We start from the raw sequence: 14,519 nt of genomic DNA on the forward strand, positions 1-14,519 counted from the left end.
ACCCTTTGTTTGACGATTATTCGTCTGAAAGCGGGACCTTGAGCGTTCTTCACTCAACTGTACTCTCGGTGGGTGGAGAGTCAAATTTAACTTGAGTCGAGTGGACTCAAGTTCCTGTATAACGTCGGAGTTGTCCGCGGATTCATTGGGATCCCGGGCGTTCAGCCATGAGAGAACGACTTACCTCGGCCCCTGGCGAATGCGCCCGTGGGTGCGGTGGAGGATGACCTTGTATCTCGGAGGGATCGGACGGTCCGGTCTGTCTCGTGTCTCTGAGGGCCCTGCGGGCACGGTTCTTGGGGGCCCCGCGGGCACAATGCTCGACGCCGAAAATTAGTAGAAGAAAGTTTCCTGAGAGCCCCTCGATCGCCCCTTATTTTGTCAGTGCCGGGTGATGGAATTGAGGTATGGAAAGCAGTGAAGCTTCTTCTCCCGGACCGGGATCGTCCCCCGATTCTGGCGCGGATTCTGCTTCCGATAGCGGGACTCCGGATACTTCCACGGAGACAGCTGGGGAGACGTCCGGGGAGACGTCCGGGGAGACGTCCGGGGATACGTCCGGGGAGACGTCCACTGGGTCTTCCACTGGGTCTTCCACTGGGTCTTCCACCGGGTCTTCCTCGGGGTATGGGCCGGCTGGTCCGTTGGGTGTCGAGTCGGTGTGGACGGCCCCGGTCATCGAGGCGCCGGTGCCCACGACCGACACGGACCCGGCTGAGGCTGATCCGAACCAAGGGGAGACTGCCGAGTCCGATTCAACAGGGCCAGAATCAACGGAGTCAGATTCAACAGAGTCTGAATCTACAGAGTCTGATTCGGCGTGGTTGTTCTCTGAATCGTGGGGTTCCTTTCACCTTGGAGATGACCCGGATGAACGGGTCCGTTCCAGTAGCGAGCCTCCCGCACTGACTGGGCAGCTTCAACTGGCGGCGGTGGGTGGTTTGGACGCCTGTCAGGCGTTGGACACGTTGAAAGACATCGACGAAGCACGGTCCTGGCTCGACGCCCAGGAAACCAAGATCGTTACCCGGGTCCTTGACCTACAAACCGAACAAACCCGCCACGACCCCCGAGGTTGGGGTTACGAAGCAACCCTCACCGCCGCTGAGATCAGTGCGGCGTTGCATTTGCCGGACCGGACGGCCGGGTTCCTGGTCGAACACAGCACCCTGCTCACCCGGTACTACCCGGCCACCCTGGAAGCGTTGGAGGCCGGGAAACTCAGCCGGCGGCACGCCTGGGCCGTCGTGGAGGAAGCCACCAGCATCCCCGACACCGACCCCACAGCGACAGCCGAGTTCGAGGCCCGGCTGATCGAGGTGGCGTCCCTGACCACCGTGGTGAAGTTTCGGCAGCAAGCAAACCGGCTCCGGGAAAAACTCCACCCCGAAACGATCACCACCAGACACAAGAGAGCCGTGAAGGAACGCGGGGTGTACTTGACCCCTTCCTACGACGGGATGGCCTGGCTCGAAGCCTACCTACCCCTCGACCAGGCTGCCGGGATCTTCCACCGCGTCGACACCGCCGCCCGCGCACTACAAGGCCCCGACGAACCCCGGACCCTCACCCAGTTACGCGCCGACGTCCTCACCGATGTCCTGACCAGCGCCGGCGCCACCGGGCACATGAGTACCGTGGAACCCACCACCGGACAACCCGCCACCGATGACTTCAACGGCGACGGTGCCAGCGAACCGGATGGCCCCGATAGCCCGGATGGGACGCACGTGATGAGCGAAGGGCTTGATCGCCTAGCTGGGCTGGGTGGGCAGGTCGGCCGTGGTGGTGCAGGTGCTTACTGGGGTGTGCAGGCGAAGGTATTCGTCACCGTCCCCGTGATGACCCTCCTCGGCGGGGATACCCCGGGTGAACTCGAAGGGTACGGGCCGATCGACCCCGACACTGCCAGGAAGCTCGCCGGTCACGCACCATCTTTCACGAGGATCCTCACCCACCCCTTCACCGGTGCCAGACTCGGCGCCGACGCCACCACCTACCGGGTCCCCAAAGACCTCCAGGACGCAGTCAGAGTGCGGGACCGGACCTGCCGGCACCCGGGGTGTAACCGGTTGGCGGTGTTCTGCGAACTCGACCACACAACGCCCTGGTCACAAGGCGGGAAAACCAGCTACGGCAACCTGGCAGCACTGTGTAAACGCCACCACAAACTCAAATCCGACGGCTACTGGCATTACCGACAACCCGAACCCGGAATGATCATCGCCATCTCACCCATGGGCGAAACCTACCTCACCCGACCAGACCCACCACCGGCCCCGCAAGACGACCCGCCACCCTTCTGATAGAGGTCACCGCGGCTTCAACCAGCGCTGCAGATCGGTCAACCCATCAATGAACCACCGGGAGGCAGCCCGTTGCCTGGCCGCCTGACCGACTTGCCAGCTGCCTGGCCGCCTGACCGACTTGCTAGCTGGCTGGCTGAATACATCTAGTCAGCGGTGCTGGGTGACCGGTCGATGGCGGCGGCGAATACCGGCAGGCTTCGTTCGAGCATCTCCTCATTGGCTGTCAGGGAGATCCTGAAGAAACCAGGGGTCTCGAACAACGCGCCGGGCATAACCAGGACACCCCGGTCGGCCAGGGAAGCGACGAACGCCTCATCGTCCGGGTCGGGAGATCCCACAAAGAGATAGAACGTTCCTTCCGGACGACTGACCCTGTAGCCCATCTCCCGCAACGCGTCGACCATCCGATCCCGTTTGCGTTGAAGCGAAGCCACATCGATGGAGAACCGTTCAAGCCTCGGCAGGGCATGCTGCAGCACCGCGTTGGGGTAGATCCACCCCATCGCCAGCTGAAGCGCTGCAAGCGCACCAACCAGCCCGTCCCGCTCCGGCAAAGTTGGCGGCAACGCAAGGTATCCAATCCGCTCCCCGGGCGACAGGTGGGTCTTCCCATAGGAGTACGCCAGGAGAGTATGGGGATAGAACTCGACCGGACTGTGGAAGCGGGCACCGTCGAACACAATGCGGTTGTACGGTTCGTCCGAGATCACATAGACGCGGCGCCCGATACGAGCCGAAGCCTCCTCCAGCACCGCTGCAAGACCCTGCAGGACAGCGGCGGGATAGATCCGACCGGTCGGGTTATTCGGCGTATTGACGATGACTGCCCGGGTGCGAACGGTAATGGCAGCCGCAATCTGGTCAAGATCGAGGTCAAAGGTCTCTAGATTGACCGTGACCTTCACGGGCACCAGGCCCGCCTCAACCACGATCGGCTCGTAACAGAACCACGGCGGGAGACTGTAGATCACCTCGTCGCCAGGATCTGCCACAGCCTTCAGAGCTAGGGCAATCGCAGCGAACCCGCCGGTGGTGAGGTGGATATCCTCGGGCCGGAAGGGCACCCCCAGGAGGCGCTCAAGGGACGACGCCGCGGCTTCCTGCGCTTCGGGGGTGTTCTGTTTGTAGGCAAACCACTGGTCGTCGCGCGGGAATGTGGCCTCCTGGAGCGCCTCAACGTAGGCGTCCTGCGGCATTTCGTGCGGGTTGCCGAAGGTCAGATCGCAAATATCCGGTTCATTTTTCCGCTTGGCCCACGGCGACGACGTGAAGAACTTATTCAGCAGCCGGTAGGGCAGGACCCCCTCGATGGCGGCGGCTCGATCTGAGACAGGCGACCGTGATCCCGGCGTGCGCGCCACCGACGTGTTCATTGGACCGTGGCTGTCAGGATCGGGTAGTCCCATTCAATGTCTCTGTTGCTTTGCGCATACTTTCGGGCTACTTCCACGAGCGCCTGATCCAGAGACGAGACGCGTGCGACGTCGTCCCCTATATTGCGGTACACGGCGATATAGGGGCCATACCTCGTCTTGAAGTAGTCACGGAACCCTTCGGCACTGCTGAAATGGTCCACCCGTAGGGTGGCCTTCGGCTCCTCAATGGTGGTGACGCGCTCCCCCACCAGCTTCTTGGCGACCACGCTGGCACCCGCGAGCACCGCGGGGATGGCTGCGTTGCCGGTTCCGGCGGCAACATCTAACACCCTGTCGCCGGGTTGCACCCGGGCGGCTTCGACGAGCACGGCGCCAAGAGTAGGAATGATGTCGGCGGCCAGCGCAGGGTAATCACCCAGGGCCCACAGGGCCCGATATCTGGCCTTCAGCGCGCGGTTTTGCTCCGACGCGGTCGGGGTGGTTTCGTCAGTTTCGCTTCGGTTCTCCAGATCATTCATGATGGCTCCTCGGCTGGCGGATTGCAGCGCGCTGAATCAGTGGAGGCTGTGCTGCCACAATGGCCCTCAACCGCGCCTCTGTAAAGGCCTGCCCAGACCGCGCGGAACCCGCCAGCCGAGCGGTGAGAGAGCGTGCCCGGGGCGTTTCGGCCCGCCAGCTCTCACCGCTCGGCGGAAGGCAAGGGGTTACCCGCGGTGAGCCGGTTCGGCCCGGCGCTGACGCTCCTTGGGCTTGGACGCGAGCCCAGTGCCCGACGAACCCGCCCGGTGCCCCGGTCCGGCTGTCCGGCCGAGGCGCGACGGCCACCAGATGCGGTGCCCAATGTCGTACGCAAGTGCAGGCACCAGCAGCGACCGGACAATCAGCGTGTCGAGCAGGACACCGAAGGCCACGATGAACGCGATCTGGGCCAGGAACAGGATCGGGATGACGCCGAGGGCCGCGAACGTCGCCGCCAGGACCACGCCCGCCGAGGTGATCACGCCACCGGTCACGCCCAGACCCCGCAGGATCCCCGGTCGGGTGCCGATCCGCAGGGACTCCTCCCGCACCCGCGTCATCAGGAAGATATTGTAGTCCACTCCCAGCGCCACGAGGAAAACGAAACCGAACAGCGGAACGGATGCATCAGCACCCTCGAACCCGAGCAGGTTGTTGAAGACCAGTGCCGAGACGCCCAGCGCCGTCGCATAGGAGAGCACCACGCTGAAGATCAGCAGCACCGGAGCGACCACCGAGCGCAGCAGCAGCATGAGGATCAGCAGAATTACCACCAGCACAATAGGAATGATCTTCACCAGGTCCGCCTGCGCAGTGTCATTGGTGTCGATGGCAATGGCGGTCACCCCACCCACCAGCGCTTCCGGGCTGGCGTCGTCGAGCGCGGTCCGTAGTTCGCGCACCACGTCCTCGGCCTGCTCGGAGTCCGCCTGTGCCTCAAGGGTTCCAGTGATCAGGACGTTGCCGTCGCGAACGACGACGTTGCTCCCGGGTTCGGGTGATTCAACAGTGAGTGCCGCGTCGGTAATGCCTGCCTGGTTCTGCACCACTTCCAGGGCTGCATCCTGGTCCTGCTCTGGGGCAATGACCGAGACCGGGCTGCCGGAGCCGGCGTCGAAGTGGCGTGCCAGCGCATCCTGGCCGTCCACGGCATTGGATTCCGTCAGGATCAGGGCTGACTGTGGCACACCGTTCGCCTGCAGCTGGAACAGTCCCAGCGAGCCAGCGGCCAGCACCAGGAATGAGGCAATCCAGACGGTGCGCGCCCGGCGGGAGACAAGGGTGGCGATCCTCTTCCAGATCCCGCGGAGACCTTCCAGGCCAGTGACCTCGACTCCTTCGGGTTGAACGTGGTGCGTGCCGGCCTTGGGGCGCAGGGGCCAGAAGGCTGCGCGGCCAAAGAGCAGCAGAAACGCGGGCAACAGGGTCAGTGCAGCGGCGAGGGAGAACAGGATGCCGATCGCCGCGATCGGCCCGAGGCTCCGGTTGGAGTTCAGGTCGGAAAAGAGCAGGCACAACAGCGCGATGATGACCGTCGCTGCAGAGGCCAGAATGGGTTCGAATGAACCGCGGTAGGCCACCCGCATCGCATCCCACTTGGACTCGAACTCGCTCAGCCCCTCCCGGTACCTTGCAACGAGCAGCAGCGCGTAGTCGGTAGCCGCTCCGATGACCAGAATCGACAGGATGCCCTGGCTTTGGCCGCTCAGCTGGATCCACCCCCAGCTTGCCAGTGCGTAGACAAGCAGGATCGAGGTGGCGAGCGCGAACACCGAGGTGAGGAGCACCAGGAACGGCAGGATCACCGACCGGTAGACGGCCAGCAGGATGACAAAGACGGCGGCGAGCGCAACCCCGAGGAGCAGTCCATCGATGCCAGCAAAAGCGCTCACCAGATCGGTGGCGAAACCCGCTGGTCCGGTGACATAGCCGGTGGTGCCCTCAGGGATTTCGGCGGTCAGTACAGCACGCAGTTCCTCGACAACTTCCCCGAGCTCGGCGTCGTCGGCCACGAAGGCGATGTACTGGATGGCGAACGAGTCCTCGGACGGTACCGGGCCGATGACTGCCGGAGCACCCTCCTCGGGTGGTTCCAGACCCTCGACCGCGGCAAGAGACGTCGCCAACTCTTCGTAGGCTCCCAGCTCAGTCGGCGGGATCTCGGTTTCGGACTCCACCACGATCACCGCTGGCAATGCATCCGAATCGGTGAACTGCCCCTGCAATTCCGCTGCCTCCGTGGACTCGGCGCTGGCCGGCAGGAAGGAGGCCTGGTCATTACTGGAGACCTCCTCCAGCTTGCCGAACGTCGGGCCACCAAACGCCGCTCCTAACAACCAGATCAGGACGACGACGGCGGGGAGCAGGACCCGTAACCACTTGCTGTGCATGATGAACGCCTCTCAAAGTACTTATCTCTAAAGGAGACTATATCCATCATGGAGATAATTGGGTAGACGGACTAGAGTTGACTTTGCTGCAACTGTTGGACCGACGAGGTGAAAGTAACGATGGCAGAGAATTCCCAGCCCGAGCTGATGGCGTTGCTCCAGCAGTTCACCGTGGAAACAGACCGCTACGTGGATGCTGTCAGCGCGCGCGACTCGCTTTACCGGACCGACCTCAACGCGCTCGGGGTCATGATGGGCGCTGCACGCGCGGGGATGACCGTCACCCCCGGGATGCTGCGCTCCGAACTGCACCTCAGCTCCCCCGCGACCACGGCCCTGGTGGACCGCCTCGATAATGCCGGCCACGTCAAACGCTCGCGCAGCGATGTCGACCGGCGCCAGGTCCATCTCGAAATGACCGAGAAGGCGATGCTCACGGGTGGACAACTCTTTGCCCCGTTGGGGCGGCATATCCGCGGCGCGCTGAAGAACTTCTCCGAAGAGGAGCAGCGTCTCCTGGCCGACATGATGCGCCAGATCACCGCAGCAACCATCGCCGCACGGGACGACGTCGTCCGTCCGCCGGCCGAGTAGGCGCAGTTGCTACGCTCAGTGAATGGAGCACACATCAGGCGGACATGAGAACTTCGATGTAGTAGTGGTGGGTGGCGGACACAACGGCTTGGTTGCCGCCTCCTATCTGGCGAAATCGGGGCGGTCGGTGGTGGTGCTGGAGCGCCAGGACCAGGTGGGCGGAGCTGCCGTCTCGGCGGAACCTTTCCCCGGCACCGGCGCAAGGATTTCCCGCTATTCCTATCTGGTCAGCCTGTTCCCGCAACAGATCATCGACGATCTGGGCCTGGACCTAACGCTCGTGCGCCGACGCTATTCCTCCTACACCCCGCTGCCCGGGAGCGAGACGGGGCTACTGATCGACAACGAGGACCACCAGGCCACCCGGGACAGCTTCCGCCGGGTGGGTGCAGGTGAGGACGCGGACAAATTCAACACCTTCTACGCCCGCACCGCGGTCCTGGCAGAGAAGCTCTGGCCCACCGTCACCGGGCCGCTGCTCCGGCGCTCCGAGGCCAGGAAGTTGGTGGGCGACGACGGGATCTGGAACGACTTCATCGATCAGCCCCTCGGCCAGGTGATCGAGCGGACCGTGGACACCGATCTGGTCCGCGGGGTGCTCCTCACGGACGGATTGATCAGCACCTTTGCCCGCGCCCACGATGAGGACCTGCAGCAGAACAAGTGCTTCCTCTATCACGTGGTCGGCGGTGGCACCGGCGACTGGGATGTTCCCGTCGGCGGGATGGGTGCCGTCAGCGGCGCGCTGGAACGCGCGGCGCTGGCCGCGGGGGTGGTGATACGCACCCAGGCCGAGGTGACCGCCGTCGCGCCGAACGGCGTCGTCCATTACCGGGAGTCCGGTGGGCAGGGACCGGTGCAGAACGTCACCGGTGGGCATGTGCTGGCCAACGTCACACCCGCTGTGCTGGGCCGGCTGATGGGCGGCCCGGGAGCAGAAGGGTTCGCTGCCACTGCCCCCGCGGCTGAGGGTGCGCAGGTGAAAGTCAATCTCCTGCTTTCCCGGCTGCCGCGGCTCAAGGACCCGGCGGTGCAACCCGAGCAGGCATTCGGGGGCACCTTCCACATCAACGAGCTGTACTCACAGCTTGATACCGCCTACTCGGAGGCCGAGCAGGGCCGGATCCCGTCCCCGCTCCCGATCGAAATCTACTGCCACACGCTGGCGGATCCATCGATCCTGTCGGACTCGCTCCGCGCGTCGGGCGCGCAGACCCTGACCGTCTTTTCACTGCAGACTCCGCACCGGCTGACGGTGGGAGCCGACCACGCCACAGTGCGGGCCGAGCTGCAGGCCGCCGTGTTGGCGTCACTGAACAGCGTGCTGGCAGAACCGATCGAGGACTGCGTCCTGCTCGACGGCGACGGCCGGCCCTGCATTGAGACGAAGACCACCCTTGACCTGGAGCAGGCCCTGGGGCTCACCGGGGGCAACATCTTCCACGGCCCCCTGTCCTGGCCGTTCGCCGAGGACGATGCCCCGCTGGACACCCCGGCCGAACGGTGGGGTGTTGCGACCGACCACCCGCGCGTGCTGCTGTGCGGGGCAGGGTCGCAGCGCGGCGGCGGGGTCAGCGGGCTGGGCGGCCACAGCGCGGCCATGGCCGTCCTTGAGGAGCAGTAGGAACCACCGGCAGACGGGAGCCTGACGGGAAAACGCCGGGCGGGTCAGGTAAACGGGGCCGCGGCGGTCACGACAGTACAGTGGAAGTCAACCAAAGATTCTGATCTACACGAGCGACCGCACCGGTGTGGAGCATCGGTGCCGGCGCTCACAATTCTTGAGGCTAGCTTGAAAGACAAAACCCACGAGGGGCGCCGAGCCCTGGTCATCAGCACCAGCCGGGACAGGGGTGCGCTCGCTGCAGTCCGGTCACTGCGCCAGTCCGGCTGGCTGGTGGGTGTTGGGACTCCCGACGGCGGCGGCATGCTGGGCGCATCGGGCGCCGTCTCGGCCCGGCACGTGGTGCCCCGGCCGCGGCGGGACGGTGCAGGGTTCATCGAAGGTGTACGCCGCGCGGTGGCTGCAGGATCCTACGACGTCGTATTTGGCGGCGGCGACGACTGGATGGCAGCGCTCGCTACCTACCGTGACGATATTCCGACCCGGGTGGCCCACCCGTCGGCTGACGTCGTGAATGCCGCGCTGAACAAGGTGGGGTTGTCCGACCGGGCGAACCGCACCGGTCTTGCAGCACCGCGAACCGTTCCGGCGTCAGCCCAGGCCATTGTGGACTGGGAGGGGCCGGTGGTGGTCAAGTGCCTGACCCATTGGGCACACGGCCAGACCCGTCCGCACCGGATCGAAGCGAAGCTCTTTCCCGACACCGTTTCCGCCGGACCGCAGATCGAGCGGATCCGGAAATCCGGGGCCGAACCAATCCTCCAGCAACCCGTCAAGGGTCATCTGGGCGCGCTGATCGGCGTTTTCCATGACGGCCACCTCGATGGGCGGGTGCAGCAGGTGACCTCCCGCCTCTGGCCCACCCCCAACGGCGTATCCACCCGGGCAGAGACGGTCCCCGTGGACGAGGACCTGGCCGCCCGTGCGGAGTCCCTGCTCCGCGACCTCGGCTGGTGGGGGCTGGTGGAGTTGCAGTTCCTGATTGACGACGACGGCACCCATCACCTCATCGACCTCAATGGCCGGTTCTTCGGATCCATGGCCCTCACCAACGCTGCCCGGCCGGGCCTGACCGACCTGTGGGGACGGCTGGTCCTGGGAGAGAAAGTCGACAGCCTGCCCGACGCGGCGGTGGGCAAGCGCTATGCCTGGACCGCTGGGGACCTGCGGCGGGCCGGCGTCGAACGCCGCGGCGGCCGGATCCCTGACGTCGTGGACACGTTGCGGTGGGCCAGCCAGGGCGTCCACAGTGTGTGGGACCTTCGCGACCCCGGGCCCACCCTGCACCTCGCCTCGGCGCGGCTTCGTCGGGTGGACCGCAAACCGAAACCAGCCGCCGCAACCACCTGAGCCGTCGCCAGTTAGCCCCGCCGGCCCTTCCGCACCACTGACTTGACCATGTCGAGCGCGAGGAGCCGTTCGGGCGCGCGCAGCACAATCAGACCCAACAGGTAGACGCCGCACACTACGAGTGCTGCTACCCCACCGGTAATGATCGCGGGCTGGCCGTCGATCAGTGCCAGCGCTCCCACTCCAGCCGCGCCGGCCACGGCGGCGAGGAGCAGTGCCCGCGCCAGCAAGGCCACCGCAGCCCCCAGATCAAGACCCTGGTGGCGACGTCGCAGGAGCCAGCTGTTCGCGAGGGCGGCGAATACCAACGATGCGGTGGTCGCCAGCGCGATGCCCGCAATCCCCATCAGCGGGGCAAGCAGGATGTCACCGACCACGTTGATGACCATCGCAATCACCGCCACCACTACCGGGGCCCGCGCATCTCCAATCGCGTAGGAGGTGCTGACCACCACCTGCCGGCAGCCCAGCGCCAGCAGTGCCGGCGCGTACCAGGCCAGGGCGGTCGCCGTCGCGGTGATGTCATCACCCGTGAAGGCGCCGCGGCCGAAGGCCACCTCCGCCAGTGGCTGGGCGGCGATAATCATCACCACGCACAGGGGTGTGAGGACGCTGACTGCCACCGCCAGCCCCCGTCCCACCAACCGGCGTATTTCGACGATGTTCTTCGAGGAGGCGCTCAGCGCCGGGTAGAGCGGAACCAGCAGGGAGGCGATGATCAGGGTTTCGGGAAGATTGACGAGCCGCCAGCCGTAGGACAGGGCAGTGATGGCGCCCTCCTCCAGGGTGGATCCGACGGCGCGGTCCACGAGCGTGTTGATGTTGCCGATGGCGCTGCCCACCAGCATGGGCGGCATCAGCCGTGCCATTTCGCGGAACCCGGGGTCGCGCAGGTTCAGCCGGGGGCGCACCCGGGTGCCCAGGGAAAACAGCGGTGGCAGCTGCAGCAGCAGGCGTGCTCCCGAGCCGACCACGAATCCGACGGCGAGTGCGGCAATCCCGTAGGTAGGCCCGAACAGGCCAGCCGCACCGATCATGATGATGTTGAACGGCACACCCTGCAGGGCCGACCAGGCCACCCGTCCGTGAGATTGTGACAGTGCCGCCAGCAGGTCGGTGCCAGCGATCAGCACGGTGGCGATCAGCACGATCCGGGTGAGCGATTCGGCGAGCTCCGCCTGGGCGCCGTCGAACCCTGGGGCGATGACCGCGGTGACCGGTCCTGCGAAGATGCTCATCACCACGCCACCCACACCGAGCACAATCATGGTGACGGTGATCGCGGTGTCGAAGCCCGGGTGCCCCCGGCAGCCATCGACCTCCTCGGCAGCCTCACGGGAGGTGACGGGAATTGCCGCCCGGGCCATCGCGTAGGCGATCAGGCCCAGGACAATGTTCATCAGTCCCTGGGCCACCAGGTAGGCGTCAAGTGCGGCGCCAGCCCCGAAAACCGCAGCGATGACGACGTCGCGCACGAAGCCGAACAGGGTGGACACAGCGGTCAGACCGGTCACCAGCAGGGCTGCCCTGCGAATACCTGGCCTAGTCACCCTATGACGATACATTTCGTGGCCGGGATCGCCCGCACCGGACGGCACCACACCGCCGTAGAATAATCTGGTGACTTTTTCCGTCTGGCTGGCTCTGCTGGGAGCGCAGGCCCTCATCAGCTTCAGCCCCGGTGCGGGGGCAGTCAACACCATGAGCAACTCGCTCACGGTGGGGTTCCGCCGTTCAATGTGGGGAATTCTGGGGCAGCAGGTGGCCCTCCTGGTGCACATCGCGGTGGTGGCGGCGGGCGTGGGGCTGCTGGTCGCGAGTTCACCGGTGGCATTCAACGTCATCCGGTTCGGTGGCGCCGCGTATCTGGTCTACCTGGGGATCCGGAAACTGCTCCAGACCCCCGACCTTGAGGAAGAGGCTGCCGTTCGCCAGGCCGAGGGTGCCTTCTCGCTGTTTCGGCGCGGCCTGTGGGTGAACCTGCTGAACCCGAAGGCCATCGTGTTCTTCCTCGCGTTCATTCCCCAGTTCATCAGGCCCAGCGAACCGTTGCTGGGCCAGTACGGTGTCCTGGCGGGAACCGTGGTGGCCATCGACGTGCTCGTCATGTGGTTCTTCTATGCTGCCGCCGCCAAATCCTTCAGGCGGTTCACCCAGAATCCACGGGGCCAGATCGTTCTTAACCGCGTCTTTGGCCTACTGTTTGTAGCCGTGGGCATCCTGCTCGCCGTCGCCTGACGCCACCTCGAAGGATCCGCCGCCCATGGCACCCAAAGCCGGGACCGCCGTCGTACCGTTGATCATCGCCGTCGACGGTCGGTCGGGTGCCGGCAAGACCACTCTCGCCGTCGAACTGGCCGCCCTGCTCCGCGAGCATCACACCGTGAGCCTGTTCCATCTCGAGGACATCTACCCAGGCTGGGACGGCCTGGAAGCCGGCATGGACCGGTACGTTGCGGGTGTGCTCACCCCACTCGCCGCTGGTCGTACCGCACGGTGGCGGGCCTGGGACTGGACCACCGACGACGACGGCCCGGAGCACAGCACCGAGCCGGCCGACGTCGTCATCGTTGAAGGGGTGGGTGCGGCCTGCCGGGCGGCCCTGGAATTCCTGGACGTCAGTATCTGGGTTCACGCCAACGAAGGGGTCAGGCGCACCAGCGCACTGAAGCGCGACGGTGACACGTTCGCCCCCTTTTGGGAGCGCTGGGCGCGGCAGGAGCAGGCCTGGCTCGACCGTGACCAGCCGCAACGGACCGCCGACCTGGTGGTGGATGGCCACCAGGATCTTGCTGCACCCCAGCGGGTCCGGCTGGCCCTCACGGGTTTGCCCCAGTGCGGGTCGCTGCTCGCCGTGGAGCGGGCACAGCGTCGCGCGGTAACGCTGGAGGTGGAGCGCCTGCCTGCGCGACCGGATGGTGGCGCCCTCTTCGCGGCGCTCTACGGCGGCTCGGCGTGCGCTCTCTGGCTGGACAGTTCCGACTCGACGCCGGGCGGCGGCGGGCGGAGCCGGTTCAGTATCCTGGCCGACAACGGCGGGCAGTTCGGTCAGCTGGCCCGGCACACCGCGGGCTCCACCGAGGTTGTCTCGGGCCCGGTCACCGCCCGCATTCCCGGCCCGTTCTTCCGCTGGCTGGATGGGACCTGGGGCCGACGCTCCGTGCCGACCCCCGCCGACTACCAGTGCGGTTTCACCCTCGGCTGGCTGGGCTACCTGGGCTACGAGCTCAAACGCGAGACCGGCGGCAGCTCGGCGCCGGCTGGCTCCCTCCCTGATGCGGCGCTCCTCTTCGCCGGACGCGCGGTCGTCATCGACCATGAGCAGGAGGTCACCTACCTGCTCACCCTGGCCGGTCCCGGCCGCGATGAGGAAGCCCGGGGCTGGGCCGCTGCGGCACGCCGAGCGGTCGAGGAGGCCTCCACACCGCTGGCAGCCCCGGCTAACAACCAAGATGAGGCTGCCAGCCAAGATGAGACTGCCCCGGTTGGTCACCCCGCACCGGTCTTCACCGCCCGGGACACCCGGGCCGGCTACCTGGACAAGGTCCGGCGCGCGCAGGCTGAGATCCGGGAGGGCAACACCTACGAGGTGTGCCTGACCACCGCGTTGCGCGCCCGCACCGCGGCACCGGTGGACGCGTTGGCCACCTATCTGTCCCTGCGGACGGCCAGCCCGGCACCCTTTGCCCACTTTCTGCAGTTTCCCGGTTTCGCGGTCGCCAGCACCTCGCCGGAACGGTTCCTCCGCCTCGGCGCCAACGGTGCACTGCGTGCCGAGCCGATCAAGGGGACCCGCCGTCGTTCACCGGATCCCTCGACCGACCTCGCCCTCCGGGAGGACCTGCGGACGTCCCTGAAGGACCGCGCCGAGAACGTCATGATCGTTGATCTGCTGCGCAATGACCTGTCCCACGCTGCGATGCCGGGCAGTGTGAACGTGAGCCGGCTGTGCGAGATCGAAACGTACGCCACCGTTCATCAAATGGTGAGCACCATTGATGCCCAGTTGCGTCCGGGGGTGTCCCGCGCGGAGGCCGTGGCGGTAGCGTTCCCTGCCGGATCGATGACGGGGGCGCCCAAGATCAGCACCATGGCGATTCTCGACCAGCTGGAAGGCGCACCGCGCGGAGTGTATTCGGGCGCCGTCGGCTACTTCTCCCTGAACGGGGCGGCGGACCTCGCCGTCGTGATCCGCACCCTGGTGCTGGAGGACGACGACGGCGGCACCCGGCTGAGTCTGGGCGTCGGCGGAGCAATCACCGCTGATTCCGATCCCGCCGACGAGTGGGAGGAAGTCCGCACCAAGGCCTTCGGGGTGTTGTCCGGTCTCGGCTCCGACTTCCCGGACAGCTGACGG

At 65.8% G+C, this 14,519-nt stretch carries 10 protein-coding genes; 6 read left to right on the forward strand and 4 right to left on the reverse strand.

The features are described 5' to 3' along the window. Positions 1-959: 959 nt before the first annotated feature. Complete coding sequence (locus IWX64_RS02035; protein ID WP_334683119.1) at positions 960-2,306, forward strand: HNH endonuclease signature motif containing protein; 1,347 nt, start codon at positions 960-962, stop codon at positions 2,304-2,306. A 146-nt stretch (positions 2,307-2,452) separates the two neighbouring features. Here IWX64_RS02035 and IWX64_RS02040 read toward each other — a convergent pair whose 3' ends face one another. The 3 genes from IWX64_RS02040 to IWX64_RS02050 all read right to left on the reverse strand — a co-directional run bounded on the left by IWX64_RS02040 (position 2,453) and on the right by IWX64_RS02050 (position 6,594). Continuing rightward, positions 2,453-3,595, reverse strand: a complete 1,143-nt coding sequence (locus IWX64_RS02040) for an aminotransferase class I/II-fold pyridoxal phosphate-dependent enzyme (protein ID WP_442859021.1) — start codon at positions 3,593-3,595, stop codon at positions 2,453-2,455. Positions 3,596-3,678: 83 nt separating this feature from the next. Beyond that, positions 3,679-4,203, reverse strand: coding sequence for a hypothetical protein (locus tag IWX64_RS02045; RefSeq protein WP_196865458.1), 525 nt, complete (start codon positions 4,201-4,203; stop codon positions 3,679-3,681). A 186-nt stretch (positions 4,204-4,389) separates the two neighbouring features. Continuing rightward, on the reverse strand, positions 4,390-6,594 hold the full coding sequence (locus IWX64_RS02050) for an MMPL family transporter (protein WP_196865459.1): 2,205 nt from the start codon (positions 6,592-6,594) through the stop codon (positions 4,390-4,392). Positions 6,595-6,714: 120 nt separating this feature from the next. On the opposite strand from IWX64_RS02050, the gene IWX64_RS02055 reads away from it, so the two are divergent. The 3 genes from IWX64_RS02055 to IWX64_RS02065 all read left to right on the forward strand — a co-directional run bounded on the left by IWX64_RS02055 (position 6,715) and on the right by IWX64_RS02065 (position 10,162). Continuing rightward, the gene (locus IWX64_RS02055; RefSeq protein ID WP_196865460.1) at positions 6,715-7,188 is read left to right on the forward strand and encodes a MarR family winged helix-turn-helix transcriptional regulator; all 474 of its coding nucleotides are present in this window, start codon (positions 6,715-6,717) and stop codon (positions 7,186-7,188) included. Between the two features lie 22 nt (positions 7,189-7,210). Beyond that, complete coding sequence (locus tag IWX64_RS02060) at positions 7,211-8,812, forward strand: phytoene desaturase family protein (protein ID WP_196865461.1); 1,602 nt, start codon at positions 7,211-7,213, stop codon at positions 8,810-8,812. 168 nt (positions 8,813-8,980) lie between these two features. Beyond that, on the forward strand, positions 8,981-10,162 hold the full coding sequence (locus tag IWX64_RS02065) for a hypothetical protein (protein ID WP_196865462.1): 1,182 nt from the start codon (positions 8,981-8,983) through the stop codon (positions 10,160-10,162). Positions 10,163-10,173: 11 nt separating this feature from the next. Here the strand turns inward: IWX64_RS02065 and murJ are convergent, their stop codons facing one another. After that, positions 10,174-11,712 carry a murein biosynthesis integral membrane protein MurJ gene (gene murJ, locus IWX64_RS02070; protein ID WP_312883923.1) on the reverse strand — a complete coding sequence of 513 codons (1,539 nt, stop codon included), beginning with the start codon at positions 11,710-11,712 and terminating at the stop codon, positions 10,174-10,176. A gap of 70 nt (positions 11,713-11,782) precedes the next feature. On the opposite strand from murJ, the gene IWX64_RS02075 reads away from it, so the two are divergent. Both IWX64_RS02075 and pabB read left to right on the forward strand, forming a co-directional pair. Continuing rightward, on the forward strand, positions 11,783-12,400 hold the full coding sequence (locus tag IWX64_RS02075; RefSeq protein WP_196865463.1) for a LysE family transporter: 618 nt from the start codon (positions 11,783-11,785) through the stop codon (positions 12,398-12,400). A gap of 25 nt (positions 12,401-12,425) precedes the next feature. After that, the gene (pabB, locus tag IWX64_RS02080) at positions 12,426-14,516 is read left to right on the forward strand and encodes an aminodeoxychorismate synthase component I (RefSeq protein WP_196865464.1); all 2,091 of its coding nucleotides are present in this window, start codon (positions 12,426-12,428) and stop codon (positions 14,514-14,516) included. The last annotated feature ends 3 nt before the right edge of the window (positions 14,517-14,519 follow it).

It is taken from the genome of Arthrobacter sp. CAN_A212 (assembly GCF_015752345.1).
In the GTDB taxonomy this organism is placed as follows: Bacteria; Actinomycetota; Actinomycetes; order Actinomycetales; family Micrococcaceae; genus Arthrobacter_D.